Raw genomic sequence first — 19,813 nt, 5'->3', positions numbered from 1 at the left:
GTTCCCATGCCGAACACGGAAGTTAAGCGTCTCAGCGCCGAAAGTAGTTGGGGGATCTCCCCCTGTGAGGATAGGACGTTGCCAGGCAACAACGCAGAGGACGACCGAGCATACGCTCGGTCGTTTTTTTGTTTCTTTGAAACTTTGTCCCTTCTTTTTCGTACTAAGTAAGAGAAAGAGGGGATGTTTATAAATCATGAATCTCCTCAGATTGACTCATTCGATAAACAAAATGAGAGGGGAAACATCATGCAGAATCTTCAGGAGACCCAATTAGATTTACAACAGCGTATCGCCGAGCGAGATCGACTTGTTCGTAAGCAAGAGATACTAAACAAACAGCTGAAAGAGCATGAGACGGTGCGGAAAACACTACTCAATACATTCACGAAAGAACAACGGGATGTGTATGACCTTGAAAGCTTCTCGCTCGTCAACACATGGCGAAAGTTACGAGGAACGTTTGATGAACAACGGACGATTGAAATGGAAGAGGCTGCTCGCGCTGAACTGAAATTACGGGAACACGAGGCGATGATTGACGAATTGACGCTCGAACATCGAGATTTACAAGAACAGCTCGAGAGATACGAAGGAATCGACGCTGAGTGGGAGACCTTCTTAGAAACAAAAGAATCTCATCTGGTGAAAGACCCAGCTGTTCGCCGGGACTTACACCATCTCACGAATCAACAAGCCGAAACGAATGAACTTCTCATCGAGTATCGGGAAGCCATCGTTGCCGGTAAAGCGGCACGGTCGACGATTACAAAAACACTCAAACATCTAGATAGTGCGAAGGGGTGGTCGACGTATGACACGTTCTTCGGGGGTGGCTTGATTGCCACAGCAATGAAACATGAGGCGCTAGATGCTTCCGAACAGACGATGCATGAATTACAATCTGCGTTGGAGCGCTTCTCCCGTGAATTAGCGGACGTGCAAGGGATTGTTCAGGAGTTGCATGTCGATCGAGGTTCACTCATTCAGTTCGCTGATTACTTTTTGGATGATATTTTTTCGGAATGGACGATGCATGGTCGAATCAATGATTCCTTAGATCAAGTGAACGGATTGGATCAGGAAATCAGTCAACTGATTGCTCGTATGACGAGACAAGTGGAACGGTTAGAACAGAAGCTTGACGAGACTGAAGAAAAAAGAAGACAGCTCATCTTGACACGATGAGCTGTTTGTTCATTACAATAGTTTCAGCCGTTTGACCTAAATGAGAACTTTACTCGTGACGAAGAATGGCGTGCAGATGAGCCTGTGAGATGAGAAGATGGATAAGTGGACATGAGATGGTTACATTTCCTTTGTACATCAAGTGTACCGAAGTTGGAGAATCATGGAACAACTGATTGAGGATATTGTACAAAGTGTGAAATCGAATCAACGGACACTGATTGCCATCTCCGGACATGGGGCGGCCGGAAAATCGACGTTGGCAGAAAAATTACGGAAACGACTCGGTGATATCAACCTGCTTCACACAGACCCGTATATTACAGATTCACAGTTGCGGAAACAAACGATTCTCACGTATCAACACGATGGAATGACCCATCAGTATAAGATGACGGCGTGTCATCCGGCCGCGCATCATCTGCTGTCACTCGAGCAAGATGTCCGTATGATTCGGGAAGGGATTGGGTTTTATACGATTGATGTCCCCTATCTAGAGCGGACATGGATTGATCCGGAGAAGCCAATCACGATTATTGAAGGAATGAGTGTCGCATTCCTGGATCTTTCGTCTTTTGACCAATCGATATATCTTTATACGGATGGGGAGACGGAGTTCAAGCGACGTTCGCATCGTGATATTCAGGAACGAGGGATGGAGCTGGACTATTTACACGCTTCACATGTAGAGCGACGTCTGCAATATGAATTGTTCATGCATCCGTATCGCCATCACTTCCAAACCATCGTCAATACGAGTAAGGATGAAATTCAAATTGAAAAAACCGCTCACGAGGAGCGGTGACTGCGTAACGTTTCTTGAATTCCGAGACCGAGCTGTTCTTGTTCGCGCTCGAGTTGCTCCCAAGTGAGGGAGCGATGACGCAATTCGACGTCGGTCGCCATCGATTCGAGCGTCCGTTGGGTCTCGATATTGTCGAGCCAGTAGTAAAGGTCAATCCCGTCTTCATGTAGGCGCCAAAACGATTTGACGACCTCGAACTCATCGGCCCATTCTCCGACCGGCTTGAATCCATACTTTTCAACGAACGGATAAGGGCGTTCTTCCCCGAGCGGGTCGATCACATTTCGGACGAACATCGGCTCAAGACCAGCATGAGCGGTCGCTTCGAGTAAGCGTGTTAACTCAGGCATCGGTTCGATTTCGATGTGTTCCATCACGTCAAACCAGACACGTTTCATATCTTTATCCCATAACGTTGCTTCCACACTATAGGGAGCCCCGGCAGACGAGGGAGCATACATCGTCAACTCGAACGAAAAAGGAATATCCTCTTTATCTCCGGGTCCCAACACGACAGACAGTGGGATTGGTATCTCTTGAATGTCAGATTCTCGATTGAACTCGTTTCCTTCTATAGTGATGTCTTTGAACGTCGTCAAAAAGTTTAGGGTCAATTCTTGCAGTCGGACGACATTGGTCGTCGGGTTAGATACGTGCAAGGTTCCGGTCACTACCTGCTTCGGAATGAGTGCCGCAGGGTCAAACGTGATATCAGCTTCAATCTCCGAAAAGAACCATTTTTTGAATCGGTTTCCCCATTTGGACATGGCGGTCGCGCCCCTTTTCTCTAAATTATATGCTGTTATATCTGTTCCCGATTCCTTTTTTCAAAAAACATGGAGAAAAAGGTTGCTTTTTATAACTGTCTCACTTATTATAGAGGATGTCGAAACAATTCAAACCATCGCGGGGTGGAGCAGTCTGGTAGCTCGTCGGGCTCATAACCCGAAGGTCGTCGGTTCAAATCCGGCCCCCGCAACCAATTTTTATTTAATTTCATATGTCGTCGCGGGGTGGAGCAGTCTGGTAGCTCGTCGGGCTCATAACCCGAAGGTCGTTGGTTCAAATCCAGCCCCCGCAACCAATTTTTAAATGAGATAGCGAAACGATAGCGTTTCGTGTTTTTTTTTGCTTAAAATGAAGTGTACAATGAGTACGTAATGAGAAGTGATAAAAGGAGAACCATTCATGTATACATTGATTACGCATTCTGCGGCAGAGACGCAGGCGGTGGCAGAACGTTTGGCTACGCTCGTCGATGCAGGAACGGTCATCACGTTAAACGGTGACCTCGGTGCCGGCAAAACGACGTTCACACAAGGGTTCGCAAAAGGACTCGGAGTCACGCGGAACGTCAACAGTCCCACCTTCACGATTATGAAACAATACAAAGGGCGATTGCCGCTCTATCATATGGATGTCTATCGTCTCGAGAATACGGGGGATGACATCGGGCTTGAGGAATATATCAACGGTGACGGTGTCGCCATCGTGGAGTGGTCGAACTTGATCGAGTCCTCGCTTCCGGAAGAACACTTGGCCATCACGATTGAACGGGTCAGCGACGAAGAACGGAAACTGACACTCGCTCCGATGGGTGAGCGTTACGTTCAAATCGCCAAGGAGGTGCTCGCATGAAGCAATTGATGATTGATACCGCGACGACACGTTTATCTGTCGCGTTAAGTGAGGCTGGAGAGATTCAAGCCGAAGCGACGGTCATGGTCTCAAAAAATCATGCGGTCACCCTCATGCCGATGATCGAACAGCTTATGGCAGCAGTCAAATGGACACCGAACATGCTTGAGCGCATCGTTGTCACGACAGGACCTGGGTCGTACACGGGAATTCGGATTGGAGTGACGACGGCGAAAACACTCGCTTATACGCTCAATCTTCCGCTCATCGGGGTATCTGCCCTAAAGCTTATGGCAGCGGCCCCAAATACGGACTTGCCGGTCGTCTCGTTGATTGACGCACGCCGTGGCAACGCGTATATCGGATACTATCAGCACAACAAGGCACTGACAGACGATCAGCACGCCTCGGTCGCGGACTGGTTACGATTGAATAGCCAAGGGCGTTTCCTCATCGTCGGAGACGTGGAGCCGTTCCGTGACGTGTTAAGCGAATACGACTATATCGAAGCACCGGCTGCCCATCGATACGGGCGCGCGAGTGATTTGGTCGTATTCAGCGATGAGACGAGCGACGTCCATGCGTTTGAACCAGAGTATTTGCGTCTCGCCGAAGCAGAAGCGAAATGGTTAGAGGGTCAAAACAATGGCTGACGTGAAAATTCGTCGGATGACGTGGCTCGATGTCGAAGAAGTGACAAAAGTCGAGAAAGCGTCGTTCTCTATTCCATGGACAAAAGAAGCGTTCATGAATGAAATGCTCCGAAATGAACAAGCGATTTATTTTGTCGCGGTCCATGACAAACGGGTCGTCGGTTTTGTCGGGGTATGGCAAATCGTCGATGAAGGACATATCACGAACATTGCCGTCTTACCTGAATTTCGGGGGCAAGGGATTGGCAATCAACTGTTAGCGGGACTCGTCACATTCGCCAAGTCGAAAGGACTTGTCGGATTGACGTTAGAAGTCCGTGTGTCAAACGTCGGCGCGCAAAAACTGTATGAACAGTTCGGTTTTATGCAAGCTGGACGGAGAAGGCGCTACTATCAGGATAATAATGAAGACGCCTATATTTATTGGGCGAAGTTAGGAAGTGAATCAGAATGAACACATCACTGATCCTCTCAATCGAGTCGAGCTGTGACGAGACGTCCGTTGCGCTCGTCAAAGACGGAAAGACGTTATTGTCAAACGTCGTCTCTTCTCAAATCGAGAGTCATAAACGATTTGGTGGCGTCGTCCCTGAAGTGGCGTCCCGTCATCATGTCGAGCGTATCACGTATGTCATTGACGACGCGTTAAGCGAAGCAGGCGTGAAGATGGAAGATGTGGACGCGGTCGCAGTCACACAAGGACCGGGTCTCGTCGGTGCCCTTCTCGTCGGCATCAGTGCAGCCAAAGCATTGGCGTTCGCCCATCAAAAACCGCTCATCGGCGTCCATCATATCGCGGGACATATTTACGCGAATGAACTCGTCGAAGAGATGCAATTCCCGCTCGTCTGTCTCGTCGTCTCAGGAGGCCACACGGAACTCGTCTATATGCCAGAACATGGTGTCTTCGAAGTCATCGGTGAGACACGTGATGACGCGGCGGGTGAGGCATACGATAAGGTCGCGCGCACGCTCAGTCTCCCCTATCCGGGTGGACCTGCGATTGACCGCTTGGCTGCGCTCGGGGAAGACACGTATAACTTCCCACGCGTTCGTCTCGAACCAGGTAGCTTTGACTTCAGTTTCAGTGGCTTGAAGTCATCGGTCATCAACGCCGTACACAATGCGGAGCAACGTGGAGAGACGGTCATCCCAGAAAATTTGGCGGCGAGCTTCCAAGCGAGTGTCGTCGAAGTACTCGTCGAGAAAGCGATTCGTGCCGTGAAGGAAAAAGGGGCGAAGCAATTGCTCGTCGCCGGTGGTGTCGCGGCGAACCGTGGCCTCCGCGCAGCGCTTCAAGAGGCTGCTACAGCTGAAGGGATTCAACTCGTCATTCCACCGCTTGACCTCTGTGGGGACAACGCGGGCATGATCGGGGTGGCGGCACATCACGCGTATGTGCGCGGTAAGCGCGATACACTAGCGATGAACGCGGTTCCTGGGTTATCCTTAGAAGAGAGCATGACAGTCTAGGGGGAAATAGAGACATGACGAAACGCATCATCATCGGAGGACTCATCGTACTACTCGTCGTTGCGACGTTCTTACAAGTACGTGAGATCATCCGCGCTTACAATATCGCCTACCAAGAGGAGATTGTTCCAGAAGAGACACGAGTGAAGTCACTCACTGGAGAAGAGTCATTAGAAGGCATCGGTCGCGTGACCGGAGAGAATACGCTCATCGAGTCACTATATGGCTACACGAGTGTCGTCGACCAAGAGCCGGAGCGTGTGATCGTCGTCGATCGCAATCTCGGGGTACAGCCAAAAGCGAGCGATGCTTATTATGAAATCGAGCGGGGTCGCGAGGCGACGGAAGAAGAGGCGGCGAAGTTTGAGGATTTGATCGAGGAACTCGATGAACAGCAACTGTTCGCGCAAGTCATCTCGACGCATGAGGCACGCTATGTGACGAATGGCGAAAAGCCGATGACGTTCTATAAGGTGTTCACACGTGACGTCGATACGAACGAGGCCGTCTTCTTCATCGCTGAGGACGGGACGAAGCTCGACTTCCATACGGTAGGATTCCAGCCGTTACGATATTTCTAATATAAAGAGAGGCCGGCGTATGACAACGCTGACCTCTCTTTTTACTGTTTACGCTTTTGGTTGTCGATAATTCTCTCGATGCCATGTGTTGATACGACTCACGATGAACACGAGAAGGGCGAGAATCCACATGAAGAGTGTCTCTTCGTAGAAGTGGGCCCATACCGAGCCTGGCGCATAGAACGTATGAACGGTCACGTCGACCGGCCAGACGACGATGCGAATGAAGAGCGTGCTCATGAGCAATCCACTGAAAAGACTGAGCAAGATCCCTGGCCACGTCTGAATGATGAAGCCGATGACGACAGGCAAAAAGTAAAAGAGAATAGACGGGACGATCGTCGGCTCACCGCGGATGAGTTCAGATACGAACTCGGTCCCGGTCGGCACGATGTAGGCGAGTCCCGTGAGGAACGCTTGAATGAACTCGATTCGCATGGCACGGGTACGCATCATGTATGGAGTTCCTCCCATTCCGCATAAAGTGCGGTGATCGATTCTTTCGCTGCGTCCGATTCGGTCGATAGTTCTTGGGCACGGGCGAAGTCGTTGAAGACGTCCGGCTCACACAGCAACTGTTCGATCTCGTCGAGACGCTTCTCATGTTGCTCGATCGCCAGCTCGATCTCTTCGATGCGCTGTTTGATCCGGCGCTCTTCCCGTTGCTGTTCCTTGTCGGCGCGTTGTTTTTTCACGACGACCTGCTTCGTCTCCTCACGAGCGAGTCGTGCGAGTTCTTCGAGCTCTTCTTTCTTCTCGACGTAGTACGAATAGTCCCCGAGATACTCATCGATGCCGTTCGGCGTGATCTCTAATACACGTGTCGCGAGACGGTCGATGAAGTAGCGGTCATGCGAGACGAAAAGGATCGTGCCCGGATAGTCGAGGAGGGCATTCTCTAAAATCATCTTCGAGTCGAGATCCAAGTGGTTCGTCGGCTCGTCTAAGATGAGGAGGTTCGGTTGCTCGAGCTTCAGCTTGGCCAACGTAAGACGTGCCCGTTCACCACCCGATAGTTCGAGGACACGTTTCGTGACGTCATCGCCGCTGAAGAGAAACTGACCGAGAAGACTCCGCACTTCCTGTTCGCGCATGAGCGGCCAGTCGTTCCAAATCTCATCGATGACGCGGTTTGTGTCAGACAAGTTCTGTTGCTCCTGGTCGTAGTAACCGATTTCGACGCCCGTCCCGTAACGGATCTCACCGGTGAGGGCGGTTTGTTGTTTCGTCAATACTTTGAGTAATGTCGACTTCCCGACCCCGTTCGGACCGACGAGGGCGACGGATTCACCGCGTTGCAGTTGGAAGCGGAGATGCTGGGCGATTGGTTCTTCGTACCCGATGGCGAGGTCGCTCGCGCTCAACACATCGTTCCCGCTCTGGCGTTTGATGGAGAACGAGAGGACGGCGCTGCGTTCGTCACCGTCCGGGGCATCGAGTCGGTCGACTTTCTCGAGACGCTTCCGCACGCTTTGTGCACGCTTCGTCGTCGTCGCTCGGGCGATGTTTCGCTGAATGAAATCCTGCATCTTGGCAATCTCTTCTTGCTGCGACTCGAACTGCTTCTTCTCTTGCTCGTAAATGGCGGCCTTCTGTTCGAGATACTTCGTGTAGTTCCCGACGAAGCGACGGCTCCGATGACGTGACAGCTCATAGACGACCGAAACGACACGGTCGAGGAAGTACCGGTCGTGGGAGACGATGAGGACAGCTCCTTTATAGCCGCCCAAGTACTTCTCGAGCCAGGCGAGCGTCTCGATGTCCAAATGGTTCGTCGGCTCATCCAAGATGAGCAGGTCAGGACTTTGAAGGAGCATCTTCGCCAAGGCGAGACGCGTCCGTTGTCCCCCGGATAGCGTGTCGATGCGACGTTCGAAGTCATCCGGATAGAAGCGCATCCCATGGAGGACCGAGCGGATGGTCGCTTCATACTGGTAACCGCCACGCTCTTTGAACGTATGCTGCTCTTCATCGTAAGAAGAGAGGAGACGTTCGTACGCAGCGGCGTCATTTAGGATTCGTTCGGATCCCATGTCGGCTTCCATGCGACGGAGCGTCTTCTCCTGCTCGATCAAGTCCGTGAAGACGGTGAGCATCTCGTTCCAGATTGTCTCGTCGGATTCGAGCCCTGAGTCTTGGGCGAGATAGCCGATGGTGACGTCTTTTGGCTTCATGATGTCCCCGGAATCATAGTTGTATTCACCAGCGATGACTTTCAAAAGTGTGGACTTACCGGCACCGTTCCGACCGACGAGGGCGACACGTTCACCTTCCTGGATTTCGAGTTTTACGTTTTCTAAAATCGGCTCGACGCCGAAGGATTTGGATAAGTTGTTGACTTGCAGTAGGATCAAGTGAAAAAACCCCTTTCTCTCTATTTAGTATACTGTATTTTTCAGCGATTTTAGGTATATTCGTTGAGTGGTCATGTGAATTCGTTTACAATCAAGGTGTATGAAATTCAGATTCGTTTGTAACGTGTCGTAAAAAGGAGGCTCTTTCCGTTGAGTCAAAACGAACCAAAGATTCCACAAGCGACAGCCAAACGGTTGCCACTATACTATCGATTTATTCAAAGCCTGCATGCGTCAGGGAAACAACGTGTCTCTTCAGCAGAACTGAGTGAGGCGGTCAAGGTCGATTCGGCTACGATTCGCCGTGATTTCTCGTACTTCGGTGCGCTCGGTAAAAAGGGATATGGCTATAACGTGCAGTATCTGTTAGACTTTTTCCGAAAGACACTGAATCAAGACGAGATTACGAATGTCGCCTTGGTCGGGGTCGGTCACCTTGGGACGGCATTCGTCAACTATAACTTCCTTAAAAACAATAACACACATATCGTCGTCGGGTTCGACGCAGACGAGACAAAAGTCGGCACGACGATGTCAGGCGTCCCAATTCATCACGTCGATGAGATGGAACAGATTATGAAGCAAAACAAGATCGACGTCGCCATTTTGACGGTACCTTCTGCCTATGCGCAGCCCGTCGCAGACGACTTGGTGCGATTCGGCATCAAGGGTATCTTGAACTTCACACCGGCACGACTCACTGTACCGGACACCGTTCGCGTCCATCACATCGATTTGTCGATTGAGCTGCAGTCACTCATTTACTTTATGCAACACTATCCAACCGCTGAGGGGGTCCATCAATAATGGAATTACTAGCATCATCACTCGTCGTCGGGATGCCAGGTGGGGTGAGTCTATTTGTCATCGCCATCATCGCACTCATTCTCTTCGGACCGAAGAAATTACCGGAGTTTGGTCGCGCGGCCGGGCAGACGCTTCGTGAGTTCAAAAATGCAACGAACGGCATGATGAACGAGCACGACGAGAACGACAAGAACGACAAGAAAGCTATCGAAAAGAAAGAGCAGTAAGCCATGAATCATCAACCTGATCAAGAGCGGGAACTCACCGATCACTTGACAGAGCTGCGGAGACGACTGATGCTATCTGCATTTGTCGTCTTTGCCTTCTTTTTGATGGCTTTGCCGAGTGTCAAATATGTACTCGCGTACTTGCAAGAAGATCTCATCGAACGTGGGCTCGAACTGAACGCCTTTGGGGTCGCGGACCCACTCATGATTTACTTGAACTTGGCGCTCGTCATCGGCCTGATTGCGGCGAGCCCATTCCTACTGTATCAAGTGTGGGCGTTTGTCGCACCCGGTCTGCATCCGAATGAGCGGAAAGGCACGCTTGCCTATATCCCGATCATCTTCGGATTGTTCTTGATTGGTCTTGCGTTCGCCTACTATTGGTTGTTCCCGCTCGTCCTCGATATCTCGACGGACCTCGGGCAAGACCTCGGACTCGAACAACTCATCGGGGCCAATAATTACTTCGCGTTCTTGTTGCAGCTGACAATTCCGTTCGGTCTATTATTCCAATTACCGGTCGTGACGATGTTCCTCACCCGGATCGGTGTCGTGACCCCGTACTTCTTATCGAAGATTCGAAAGTACGCGTACTTTGCGCTATTCGTGGTCGCGGCGTTCATCACACCACCGGACTTGACGTCGCACCTCATGGTGTCACTACCGCTCTTCTTCCTATATGAGATCAGCTTATCGATTTCACGTATCACCTATAAAGGGGTGCTGCGCCGGGAGAAAGAAGCGATGGTGCAAGAACAGATGGATTTAATGAAACAGATGAATGAGAAATGAGCATCGTTCCTTCCAGGGAGACGGTGCTTTTTTGATTTTTGGTAACGAACGTTTTTCAACAACACGAAAACACATGACTGACATGATAAAATAAAGCTACTCAGTTGGATGCCAGGGGGAGAAGCGATGATTTGGGAGTACTACGGGGATGCAATCATCATCATCGGTGTGTTGACGACGATTTTATTGATTGCCATGCTGAACTTTTTGAAGTCGAAATTTAAGCGAAGACTCGTCTTTTCGTTGATGCTGCTCGTGGTAGGATACACGCTGATCTTGATTGGTCTCGTCTTTGTTCGCGGATGGGATGGTCTGGGCTGGAGCATGATCGGCTTCAGTTTATACGTGATCGGTCTTGTCACCTATATCGGCGTCGTCATCTATCACTGGATCAAAGCACGACGCACGACGAATTCGTAAGTGAACCGTTCCGGTTGCGGGACGGTTTTGTTGTCACGCATGGAGTTCAAATTTTAGACACTTTTACGTGAAATAGTGAGCAAAAGGATTGTCAAACCTTCTTGTGAAATAGTACACTAAGTTCAGAAAGTGAATGTGATTTTTATCACAAACGCTAACTTGCCTAACACCTAAAGGAGAGACAATCATATGAAAATCGCAGTCATCGGATGTACACACGCAGGAACAGCAGCTGTTAAAGGATTACTTGCCAAGCACGACAATCTCGAAATCACCGTTTACGAGCGGAACGACAACGTCAGCTTCCTCTCGTGTGGGATTGCGCTCCACGTCGGTGGGGTCGTCCAACGTGCGGAAGAGTTGTTCTACTCCTCTCCACGTGAACTTGAAGAACTCGGTGCGACGATGCGCATGAAACATGACGTCTTGTCGATTGACACCGAAGCGAAGACGGTCCACGCCAAAAATCTTGAAACCGGGGAAGACGTGCATGACACGTATGACCGTTTGATTGTCACGACGGGTTCATGGCCGATCGTCCCAACGCTCCCAGGAATCGAAATGAATGGAATCGAGCTCTGTAAAAACTACGCGCATGCCCAACGCATTATCGAGCGTGCGACGGATGCGACGAAGATTGCCGTCATCGGGGCGGGCTATATCGGGGTCGAACTCGTCGAAGCGTTCGAAGCATACGGAAAACATGTCACATTTATCGATAGTGCCGACCGCATCTTGAACAAATATCTCGATAAGTCGTTCACAGATCCATTAGAAGCGGACATGACCAGTCGCGGGATCGATCTTGAACTCGGTCAGACGGTTGAAGCGTTCCGTGGAACAGATGGGAACGTCACACATGTCGTGACAGACAAAGGTGAATTCGAAGCGGATCTCGTCATCTTGTGCGTCGGATTCCGTCCGAATACAGGACTCCTAGAAGGACAGGTCGACATGCTCGGGAACGGCGCCATCATCGTCGATGAATACATGCGCACGAGCAACCCGGATATCTTTGCGGCGGGGGACAGCTGTGCCGTCTACTACAACCCGGCACGCACACACGCCTATATCCCACTTGCGACGAACGCTGTCCGCATGGGAACGCTCATTGCGGAGAACATGATGCAACCACGCGTCCGCTACCAAGGGACACAAGGAACGTCAGGACTTCGACTCTATGACTGGAATATCGCGTCTTCTGGTTTGACGGAAGAAGCGGCAGCGCTCTTTGGACTCGAAGTGGAAAGTGTCGTCATTGAGGACGCGTATCGTCCGGAGTTCATGCCGACCGCAGAGAAAGTCGAATTCAAACTCGTCTATGAAAAAGGGACACATCGCATTGTCGGTGGACAAGTGTTATCGAAAGCGGATTTGACGCAAGCGGTCAACACGCTCTCGCTAGCCATCCAAAACGAGATGACGATCGAAGAGCTCGCCTATGTAGACTTCTTCTTCCAACCACACTACAACAAGCCATGGCACTTCCTGAACAGCGGAGCGCTTGAAGCGATGAAAGACAAAGTGAATGCCTAACAAAAAACGCGGAAGCTAACAGCTTCTGCGTTTTTTATAGATAGCGTGGGGCATCTTTCATGGAATTCGTCAAAATCATATAAAGCAGGAAACTCCCAGGTAGGATCAAAAAGATGAGTCGAACTCCGATTGATGAAATACCAAAGTATTCAGCAATCCCACCGCATACTCCAGACAGAGAGCGGTCGGTCGCCGACTTACGAAGTGTACGTTGCATAGCAAAGCTCCTTATGGGTTGATATGTAAATTTTACCATAATAAGTGCATAAACATCCTCATCGATTGATTTGTTAATGTAGATTATTTACAAGTTACTCGGGGAAATAGGATAGGTAAGTGCGCGTCATGTTGTCTACCTTGAAGGAGGAATTTTTCATGGCTAAAAAGGAAAAACAACCGTATCATATCGTCACGTTCACGTTCCCGGAAGAGGCGATTTCGTATCAGGCGTTCAGTAAGCTGAAAAAGTACCATGCGGATGGGCTTGTCGGTTTTGAACAGCTTGTCGTCATCAAGCGTGAAGAGAACGGGGCGTTTTCGTTTGAGGATGCGGCACAGCTCGCACCCGTCAACAAGTCGACGAAAGGTGCGCTCATCGGGATGGCCGTTGGAATCCTCGGCGGTCCGTTCGGCATCCTGTTCGGGACACTCACAGGTGGTCTCATCGGCGGCACGAAAGACGTGAAGCATATGCAAGGCATTCAAGACACGTTCAAGCGGACAGTCGGTAACATCGAGCCGGGTCAGACAGGCGTCATGGCCATCGGGGATGAATTCGATCCATCAATTTTAGACGGGCTTGCAGAAGAGTTCGGAGGGACGGTCACGCGGACAGACGAGGAGCTGTGAGACATGAAACTCGGAATCTTAGGTGCCGGGAAAGTCGGACGCACGCTCGGGGAGCAGTTCGAACAAGCTGGCTATGAGGTGCTGTACGGGACACGGACGGAACGGGAGGGCACATTGACCTTACAAGAAGTCGCCTCAGCGAGCGATGTGCTTCTGCTATGTACACCGTTCGCGGCAGCGGTCGACCTGTTACCGACACTCGACGGACTGGATGGGAAAGTATTGATTGATGTGACGAATCCAATTGCCATCGAGTTTAACGAAGTCGAGCGCCCAGACGGAGTGTCAGGTGCGGAGTATTTGCAGCGACTCATTCCTGATACGAAAGTGGTGAAGGCGTTCAATCAGACGGGGGTCGAGAATTTAGGCGATCCGAATGGGTCCGTCATGTTCGTCGCAGGTGAAGATGAGGAAGCAGTGCGGCTTGTCGTCGAGCTATCGAACAAGATCGGCTTCGATACGCATCCGCTCCATGGTCTGAAGCTGGCTCGTGAGTTGGAAGGGTTGGCGTGGCTCTGGATTCATAATGCGGTGAAAGAGCGAAAATCACGGGACTTCGCCTTCTACTTAACAGAACGTTGAAAGACGATCGGGGCGAGAGGCCTCGATCGTCTTTTTTGATTAGAATCCTGTATAGCGATCAGAACGTGTTTGAAGCAGCTTAATCGTCTCGTGCTCAATCTGCTCAACTTCACGTTGTTGCCAACCCGGCATGAGAAATGCATCAACGAGTGCCCAAATGCCTGTGATGAATGCACCGAGACCGAGCGTCAAGACGACGAGTAGGACCATGGCGATTCCTGAACCGATTTTTTTGAAATAGAAACGATGCGCACCAAATGCACCGAGGAAAAACCAAAGCAAGTAGGCGACGAGCAAGCTACGTTTTCGTTTTTCGACTTCGCTGTTCACGAGTAACATTTCTTCTGTCGTCAAATCCATACGCGAATCATACATAGGACTCCAACTCCTTATCCATAATTGTTATAATGAGTTCGCACTCAAGTATATCGGAAAATGGATTTGTTTCCATGATTTCCTAAAAAGAAAAGAGGTTCTTTATGCTTTTTCCGATTTTGACGTTCATCGTCGCGTTCGTACACGTCGTTGGTGGGGCGATTGCCCTTTATCAATATCCGCAATACAAACGAATGGCCATCAGTGCCATCGTACTCGGGTTCGTTTACGGCGGGTTGACCGTGGCAGTGATCGGATTATGAAGTGGGGGGCGAACAGACCACTTCGTTCGCGTCTACAAATGCAGAGTGGTTATCAACTGGGGACATACTTATTTTTAGGTCTCATCATCTTTGATTTACTCTTAGGTGATGTCCCGAGAATCTCGTTTGCGATGTATGCGTTGCTCTTTTACTTTTGGCAGCGTGAACGTGTTGAGAAAGAAGAGAAGGGGTTAGCCGAGAAGATGAAGCGGAAGTCGGATGAGTGGACGATCACACTTGTCGTCTTGCTTTGTTTAGTGGGCTATGCCGTCTCGCTTGGCCTACAATATCCTTCTGTTTCGTTGCTCGAACTGAGCATTTATGGCTTCTCGACAATCTTTTGTATCCGAGCGTTGACCTTGATCTATGCGATGCACCAAGAACAGATCGACTAAAAACCATCCCTTCGCGTGAGAAAGGATGGTTTTGATTTAGGAAGCCGCTCGTCGTAGGACGAGCTTTTCTTTTACATAAATGCCGCTATAGACGAGGAAGCAGCCGAAGCTGACCAACAGTCCGATGTAGACGCTCATCATGAACGGTGTGAGAAGCGACCCGATTAAAATCGTCGAACGTGATAAGAAGTCGGCACCGGCGAACGACGTTCCGGCAAACGCCGAGTACGCACCACGTCGGTCTTCTGGCATCATGTTCGCCTTCTCCGTATTCAATACCGGTGAGTACAACAATTCACCAAACGTGGCGATGAGCATGAACCCGAGCAGGAGCATCATCGAATTCGCACTCGTGATGACCGCGTACCCGATCGTGTACAGCGCGAGCCCGCCGAGTAGCGTGTGCTTGTTCGAGAAGCGGGAAGCGAGACGTTGAATGAAGAACGTCAACGCGACGACGATGAGCGTGTTCTCGATTTGGATCAAGCTCATCATCCGTACTCCATTAATCGTCCAGTCTTCGAACGAAAGCGGTTCCAATGAATCGGCGAGCCTTACCGCGACGTAACTGCCCATCGAGAACTCGGCAGCGAGGATACACATCGAGCCGAAGACGACTTTGACGAACGGGCGGTCACGCCAGGCGATTTGATAGCTTTGGAATACGTCGACGAAGACGAGCTTGAGCTTTTGTGAGGTCCACGTCCGTTTCGTGTCTTCGAGGAAGATGGCGTACGCAATCGGCAGCATGCTCGACGTGAACGTCAAAATCCAAAACAGTAACAGTTGGTTGCTGACATAGAGCCAGCCCCCGAGTGCCGTCCCAATCGTGATTGAGAGGTTGATCAACCAGTAATCGAGCGCGTACACGGCTTTTCGGTTCTCAGGTGTTGTCGCGTCGATGATGATGGCGCTCATCGCAGGCCGCCCGAGGTTATTCGTGACCGTGAAAATCGTATAGGCGATCATAAAGACAATCATCTGGTCGAACTGAAGACTGAGCGTCATGACGAGAAACATCGATGCCGTGAGGCTAGCCGTTAACACAAGAAGTCGCTTCCGTGAAAATTTATCGGCGAGGTAGCCTCCAATCAACCCGATCACGTACCCGAGACAGACGAGCGAGATCAAGAAGACGCCCGCGATCCATTCATTGAACGCTTTGACAAAGAGAAGTGCCATGAACGGCATGATGGCGAATGAGACCGAACGGTTAAAAAATGATGTTACGAGTCGAACTTTTATTGGTTTAGGTATATCTTTCCATTTCATCTTGTCACCTTCCATTCTGTACCTGTATGATAAACAAGACAACGGATTTGAAAAATGGACGACATGGGGAAATGATGTCCACTTTTAAGGGGGGATGTGACGTGGATGCATATTTATTTCGATTGTGGAAAGAGTGTCGGGACGGAGCGTACACGATTTCCGATATGGCGGAAGCCATTCATTTAAGCCCGAAACAGACGAAGCGTCATTTGGCACGGTGGCAAGAAGAAGGGTGGCTCACGTATACGAGCGGACGTGGACGGGGGAATTTGACGCGTCTCGAATGGCTACGACACGTCGAGCGTGATTTGGCGAAACAGCTGCTCGAACGCATGGAGAAAGAGTCGGTCGAGGCAGTGACAAATCAGCTGGAGTGGGACTGGTCACCGGCACAGGCGGGTCGGTTCATGCGTCAACTCGAGAAGAAGTTCGGTTACGTCCAGACATCGAGTGATGCGCTCATCATCCCGCGACGCCGTCACTTTTTGACGACACATCCGCTCGAGGCGGCTGACATCCACAGTGCCCACCTCGTCCAGAACGTCTTCAATCGTCTGTTCATGATTGACGCGTCTGGTGAGGTCACAGGGGAGCTTGCGCATCACTATGAATGGCAGGGAAGTACGCTCGTCTTGTTTCTTCGGAAAGGGGTCCGATTCCATGACGGGTCGCTCATGACGAGTAAAGATGTGACGAAGAGTCTGCGCATGCTCGTCCAGTCGGATGCGTATCGATATATGTACCGGCACGTCCGGCATATCGCATCGAACGGTACGTATCGCGTCGATGTCACGCTCGACCGACGCCGGAATTCGTACATCCCGAAACTGTCGATGATTCATACGAGCATCGCCAAAGGAAGTGTCGGGACAGGACCATTTCAATTGGACCAGCATGATCGGGAGAAGACGGTCCTCCTCGCCTTCGAGAATTATTTTGGGGTGCGGGCGCTCCTCGACCGGGTCGAGTTCATCAAAGTGCCGGACGGATACGATCCGACGTATCGCATCTCATCAAGGGATTCCAAAGAAACCGGACACATCTCGACACCGTCCGGGTTCGGGCTTGTCATCTTGAACAGTCATCCGAATAGTGTGTTCGCGAATGAAGAGGCGCGACATTATATCCATCGGTTGATTGCGGAGATTCGACCGGAGATTGGGACGTTGCATGAGCGAAGAACGCCGAACAATCGAGGTTTTCTCGGAGCGATGAGCGAGACGTATCGCATTCCAAAAGGAACACCGGTCACGTTCGACCGTCCGATTCGAATCAAACAGACGGACTTCACGAACGATACGACCGATTGGATTGCCGAGATGTTGACGCGTCACGGCATTGCTTATGAGTTCGTACCCATCAGCTTCAAAGATTCGATCCACGATAAAGCGTATTATGAATATGTTGATTTGGTCGTTCACGGGGAAGTGTTCGAGCGGAACATTACGCTCGGGTTTGAACAGTTCATGACGAACGAATACTCGCCGCCATATAAAGTGTTTCCTCATATAAAAGGGATGACGGAACGGCTCGGGCAATATGATGACCTGCCGTTTGAGGATTGGTTGCCGCTGCACCGAGAGATCGAACGTGAGTTGAAAGAGAAGTCGTACTTCATTCCGCTCTATAACGAGGAGCGGACGATTCCGTTCCCGGTCGAGCTGAAGGACGTCTGTGTCGACTTGTTCGGCTATTTTGATTTTGCAAAACTATGGATTCCATCATAAGGAGGGGTATGGTGCGTAAGAAGTTACTCATTGGATTTATGATCTTTTTTGTAGGACTGTTTTTGTTCGCGCTATGGGATGGTGTGTTTCTTAGCATGACAATCGTGGGTCTAGGATTCACTATCTATGGTTATCGACACGAAGAAATTGAAAAGCTTGAGGAAAAGGTGAGCAAGAGAATCATGAGACAAGTCGATGCGACACTCATGAACATCACGATTTACGGTTTGCTGGTCATTGGCGTGGTCATCAATTTCTTCTTGGATGAACCGCAAATCCTACTGATTGATGCCATTTATGTATTATTAGGCGTGGTGTTCGGTCTGCGTGGACTGCTCATTCGGAGTGTCTATCAAGAAGAAATACAGGATCAATCGAAAGTTACAGCCATAAGAAAGACCCCGAGCTCGTAAGACTCGGGGTTTCGTTATGCGGATTTGTCCGTGCCTTCTTTTTTGACTTTTCGAGCGAGTGCCAAGATTTGATACACTTTGAAAAAGTCGTAAGCGGCGACGGCGATGATAAAGTACGTCCAGAAGCTGAAGCCGTACTCTTGTACCGAGAAGTACGCGAGGACGGTGAACAACACACCGAACGAGAGACTGAAGAGCATCATCACTTTTAGTTGTCGCGGCATAACTGCCACCTCATTTCTACATTAAAAATAGTACGAGCATCACGAGCGCGTTGTTGAACGCGTGGATGGCGATTGGAACGATCAATCGTCTTGTCTTCGCATACGCGTAGGAGAACGCGAAACTCATCGCGATATAGACGAGGAACCGATTGTCTTGGTGGATGAGCGCGAATAGGATCGAACTGACCCCAAAGGCGATCCAGAACCCGAAGCGTGCATTCAAGTTCCCGAACAAGATGTGACGGAAGAGAATCTCTTCGATGATTGGTCCGAGCAAAATAACCGGCAAAATCAGGAGTGGAATGACTTCCACCATCTCGGCAATGTTTTGCGTGTTCATCGATTCGACGAGGTCACCAGAGATGGCCGTCTCAATCAAGTTCGCCACGATGACGAGCCCGTATTGCATCAAAATCCCGAGCCCGATCCATTTGACCGTGTCGTTCAAGTTCGATTGGATGCCTTGCGCTTTGTATTGCTTCAAATCCGGCCAGATGAGCAGGATTGACAGAACAATCGTCACACCGAATCCGATGGCGAGCCAGAGCCCGACGAACGTTTCCGTTAACCATTCCGGTCGTACTTCAGTGAGGACGAGCGGGAATAGTTGAACGAACGCATAGAGTAAAATCGGGGTGAGGTGCCGGAGACGAATGTTAGGCGCCATCGAAAAACGGGTATTTATCGATTGGTTTGAGTTTAGTGTAGCCAATTCAACACGTCCTTAATCATAAGAATAAACCTACCTTTTTCTCATTGTAACAAATAAGTTCTCTTGACCGCGAGTAAGAGCATTTTTTAATGTATCCCACTTGATTTTTTAATCGTCGCATACTACACTTAACAATGTTAGCACTCCTTTTAACTGAGTGCTAAAACCTTACGATACACATTACATCATTCATATTCGGAGGAGGGTTTTTCCATGTTAAAACCACTAGGCGATCGTGTCATCATCGAAGTCGTGGAGAAAGAAGAAAAGACGATCGGGGGCATCGTGCTTCCTGATACGGCGAAAGAAAAGCCGCAACAAGGGAAAGTCGTCGCAGTCGGTACAGGCCGCGTGACGGACGAAGGCAAGCGCATCGATCTCGACGTGAAAGAAAATGATTTGGTCATCTACTCGAAGTACGCAGGTACCGAAGTGAAGCATGATGGAAAAGAGTACTTAATCGTTCGCGAGAGCGACATTCTCGCAATCGTAGGCTAAGCACCATTATTCAAAAACTTTTTTAGGGG

Annotated in this window: 27 protein-coding genes, 2 tRNA genes and 1 rRNA gene; 22 read left to right on the top strand and 8 right to left on the bottom strand. The window is 50.1% G+C overall.

Translation table 11 applies throughout. The annotated features are described in order from the left end of the window. The 3 genes from rrf to KNO96_RS12665 form a co-directional block, all read left to right on the top strand. A 5S ribosomal RNA gene (rrf, locus tag KNO96_RS12675) occupies positions 1–87 on the top strand; the annotation flags it as partial. 162 nt (positions 88–249) lie between these two features. Then, positions 250–1,188, top strand: a complete 939-nt coding sequence (locus tag KNO96_RS12670; RefSeq protein ID WP_214704165.1) for a coiled-coil domain-containing protein — start codon at positions 250–252, stop codon at positions 1,186–1,188. A 163-nt stretch (positions 1,189–1,351) separates the two neighbouring features. Further along, on the top strand, positions 1,352–1,993 hold the full coding sequence (locus KNO96_RS12665; protein WP_214704164.1) for a uridine kinase family protein: 642 nt from the start codon (positions 1,352–1,354) through the stop codon (positions 1,991–1,993). Here the strand turns inward: KNO96_RS12665 and KNO96_RS12660 are convergent. Then, positions 1,978–2,760, bottom strand: a complete 783-nt coding sequence (locus KNO96_RS12660) for a sporulation protein (RefSeq protein ID WP_214704163.1) — start codon at positions 2,758–2,760, stop codon at positions 1,978–1,980. The genes KNO96_RS12665 and KNO96_RS12660 overlap by 16 nt on opposite strands. Positions 2,761–2,898: 138 nt before the next feature. On the opposite strand from KNO96_RS12660, the gene KNO96_RS12655 reads away from it, so the two are divergent. The 7 genes from KNO96_RS12655 to KNO96_RS12625 all read left to right on the top strand — a co-directional run bounded on the left by KNO96_RS12655 (position 2,899) and on the right by KNO96_RS12625 (position 6,338). Further along, positions 2,899–2,975: transfer RNA gene (locus KNO96_RS12655), tRNA-Met, on the top strand. A 25-nt stretch (positions 2,976–3,000) separates the two neighbouring features. Next, positions 3,001–3,077, top strand: a tRNA-Met gene (locus tag KNO96_RS12650). Between the two features lie 104 nt (positions 3,078–3,181). Next, the gene (tsaE, locus tag KNO96_RS12645) at positions 3,182–3,631 is read left to right on the top strand and encodes a tRNA (adenosine(37)-N6)-threonylcarbamoyltransferase complex ATPase subunit type 1 TsaE (RefSeq protein ID WP_214704162.1); all 450 of its coding nucleotides are present in this window, start codon (positions 3,182–3,184) and stop codon (positions 3,629–3,631) included. Further along, entirely contained in the window at positions 3,628–4,284 is a 657-nt protein-coding gene (tsaB, locus tag KNO96_RS12640) for a tRNA (adenosine(37)-N6)-threonylcarbamoyltransferase complex dimerization subunit type 1 TsaB (RefSeq protein WP_214704155.1), read from the top strand. The genes tsaE and tsaB overlap by 4 nt, the downstream gene beginning before the upstream one ends. Then, on the top strand, positions 4,277–4,738 hold the full coding sequence (gene rimI, locus KNO96_RS12635; protein ID WP_214704153.1) for a ribosomal protein S18-alanine N-acetyltransferase: 462 nt from the start codon (positions 4,277–4,279) through the stop codon (positions 4,736–4,738). The genes tsaB and rimI overlap by 8 nt, the downstream gene beginning before the upstream one ends. Beyond that, a complete protein-coding gene (gene tsaD / locus KNO96_RS12630) occupies positions 4,735–5,757 on the top strand; it encodes a tRNA (adenosine(37)-N6)-threonylcarbamoyltransferase complex transferase subunit TsaD (protein ID WP_214704150.1) in 1,023 nt (340 codons plus the stop codon). The genes rimI and tsaD overlap by 4 nt, the downstream gene beginning before the upstream one ends. 14 nt (positions 5,758–5,771) lie before the next feature. After that, on the top strand, positions 5,772–6,338 hold the full coding sequence (locus KNO96_RS12625; RefSeq protein ID WP_214704149.1) for a hypothetical protein: 567 nt from the start codon (positions 5,772–5,774) through the stop codon (positions 6,336–6,338). Positions 6,339–6,386: 48 nt separating this feature from the next. On the opposite strand, the gene KNO96_RS12620 is transcribed toward KNO96_RS12625, so the two are convergent. Both KNO96_RS12620 and KNO96_RS12615 read right to left on the bottom strand, forming a co-directional pair. Beyond that, entirely contained in the window at positions 6,387–6,794 is a 408-nt protein-coding gene (locus tag KNO96_RS12620; RefSeq protein WP_026824457.1) for a hypothetical protein, read from the bottom strand. Then, on the bottom strand, positions 6,791–8,692 hold the full coding sequence (locus KNO96_RS12615; protein ID WP_026824456.1) for an ABC-F family ATP-binding cassette domain-containing protein: 1,902 nt from the start codon (positions 8,690–8,692) through the stop codon (positions 6,791–6,793). Before KNO96_RS12615 ends, KNO96_RS12620 begins: the two co-directional genes overlap by 4 nt. Positions 8,693–8,842: 150 nt before the next feature. On the opposite strand from KNO96_RS12615, the gene KNO96_RS12610 reads away from it, so the two are divergent. From KNO96_RS12610 to KNO96_RS12590, 5 genes are all read left to right on the top strand, one after another. Beyond that, positions 8,843–9,499, top strand: a complete 657-nt coding sequence (locus KNO96_RS12610) for a redox-sensing transcriptional repressor Rex (protein ID WP_026824455.1) — start codon at positions 8,843–8,845, stop codon at positions 9,497–9,499. Between the two features lie 32 nt (positions 9,500–9,531). Further along, complete coding sequence (locus tag KNO96_RS12605) at positions 9,532–9,726, top strand: twin-arginine translocase TatA/TatE family subunit (RefSeq protein WP_214701348.1); 195 nt, start codon at positions 9,532–9,534, stop codon at positions 9,724–9,726. A gap of 3 nt (positions 9,727–9,729) precedes the next feature. Continuing rightward, complete coding sequence (gene tatC / locus KNO96_RS12600) at positions 9,730–10,518, top strand: twin-arginine translocase subunit TatC (protein ID WP_214704146.1); 789 nt, start codon at positions 9,730–9,732, stop codon at positions 10,516–10,518. Between the two features lie 126 nt (positions 10,519–10,644). Continuing rightward, positions 10,645–10,938, top strand: coding sequence for a YesK family protein (locus KNO96_RS12595; protein ID WP_026824452.1), 294 nt, complete (start codon positions 10,645–10,647; stop codon positions 10,936–10,938). Positions 10,939–11,127: 189 nt separating this feature from the next. After that, on the top strand, positions 11,128–12,474 hold the full coding sequence (locus tag KNO96_RS12590; RefSeq protein ID WP_214704145.1) for an FAD-dependent oxidoreductase: 1,347 nt from the start codon (positions 11,128–11,130) through the stop codon (positions 12,472–12,474). Between the two features lie 34 nt (positions 12,475–12,508). On the opposite strand, the gene KNO96_RS12585 is transcribed toward KNO96_RS12590, so the two are convergent. Then, positions 12,509–12,691, bottom strand: a complete 183-nt coding sequence (locus tag KNO96_RS12585; RefSeq protein ID WP_074032578.1) for a PspC domain-containing protein — start codon at positions 12,689–12,691, stop codon at positions 12,509–12,511. Positions 12,692–12,849: 158 nt separating this feature from the next. Between KNO96_RS12585 and KNO96_RS12580 the strand changes: the two genes are divergently transcribed. Beyond that, the gene (locus tag KNO96_RS12580; RefSeq protein WP_214701212.1) at positions 12,850–13,323 is read left to right on the top strand and encodes a hypothetical protein; all 474 of its coding nucleotides are present in this window, start codon (positions 12,850–12,852) and stop codon (positions 13,321–13,323) included. A 3-nt stretch (positions 13,324–13,326) separates the two neighbouring features. Beyond that, positions 13,327–13,905 (top strand): NADPH-dependent F420 reductase, encoded by a 579-nt coding sequence (locus KNO96_RS12575; RefSeq protein ID WP_214704143.1) that lies wholly within the window; start codon positions 13,327–13,329, stop codon positions 13,903–13,905. Between the two features lie 39 nt (positions 13,906–13,944). Here the strand turns inward: KNO96_RS12575 and KNO96_RS12570 are convergent, their stop codons facing one another. Further along, a complete protein-coding gene (locus tag KNO96_RS12570; RefSeq protein ID WP_214704140.1) occupies positions 13,945–14,280 on the bottom strand; it encodes a TM2 domain-containing protein in 336 nt (111 codons plus the stop codon). A gap of 104 nt (positions 14,281–14,384) precedes the next feature. On the opposite strand from KNO96_RS12570, the gene KNO96_RS12565 reads away from it, so the two are divergent. Further along, positions 14,385–14,543: a hypothetical protein gene (locus KNO96_RS12565; protein ID WP_015880595.1), complete on the top strand. Its 159-nt coding sequence runs from the start codon at positions 14,385–14,387 to the stop codon at positions 14,541–14,543. Then, positions 14,540–14,938, top strand: a complete 399-nt coding sequence (locus KNO96_RS12560; protein WP_214704138.1) for a hypothetical protein — start codon at positions 14,540–14,542, stop codon at positions 14,936–14,938. The genes KNO96_RS12565 and KNO96_RS12560 overlap by 4 nt, the downstream gene beginning before the upstream one ends. Before the next feature lie 36 nt (positions 14,939–14,974). Here the strand turns inward: KNO96_RS12560 and KNO96_RS12555 are convergent, their stop codons facing one another. Further along, positions 14,975–16,210, bottom strand: coding sequence for an MDR family MFS transporter (locus KNO96_RS12555; protein WP_214704136.1), 1,236 nt, complete (start codon positions 16,208–16,210; stop codon positions 14,975–14,977). Between the two features lie 101 nt (positions 16,211–16,311). Here KNO96_RS12555 and KNO96_RS12550 point away from each other — a divergent pair, with 101 nt between their 5' ends. Beyond that, entirely contained in the window at positions 16,312–17,937 is a 1,626-nt protein-coding gene (locus tag KNO96_RS12550) for an ABC transporter substrate-binding protein (RefSeq protein WP_214704135.1), read from the top strand. A gap of 11 nt (positions 17,938–17,948) precedes the next feature. Beyond that, entirely contained in the window at positions 17,949–18,350 is a 402-nt protein-coding gene (locus KNO96_RS12545; RefSeq protein WP_078146180.1) for a hypothetical protein, read from the top strand. A gap of 14 nt (positions 18,351–18,364) precedes the next feature. On the opposite strand, the gene KNO96_RS12540 is transcribed toward KNO96_RS12545, so the two are convergent. Then, complete coding sequence (locus KNO96_RS12540) at positions 18,365–18,574, bottom strand: YdiK family protein (protein WP_015880600.1); 210 nt, start codon at positions 18,572–18,574, stop codon at positions 18,365–18,367. Between the two features lie 16 nt (positions 18,575–18,590). Continuing rightward, a complete protein-coding gene (locus tag KNO96_RS12535) occupies positions 18,591–19,286 on the bottom strand; it encodes a CPBP family intramembrane glutamic endopeptidase (protein WP_026824438.1) in 696 nt (231 codons plus the stop codon). Positions 19,287–19,499: 213 nt separating this feature from the next. Between KNO96_RS12535 and groES the strand changes: the two genes are divergently transcribed. After that, complete coding sequence (gene groES / locus KNO96_RS12530; RefSeq protein WP_015880602.1) at positions 19,500–19,784, top strand: co-chaperone GroES; 285 nt, start codon at positions 19,500–19,502, stop codon at positions 19,782–19,784. Positions 19,785–19,813: the final 29 nt, after the last annotated feature.

The organism is Exiguobacterium sp. s89 (assembly GCF_018617735.1).
GTDB lineage: Bacteria > Bacillota > Bacilli > Exiguobacteriales > Exiguobacteriaceae > Exiguobacterium > Exiguobacterium marinum.
This window is presented reverse-complemented; position numbering and strand designations above follow the sequence as displayed.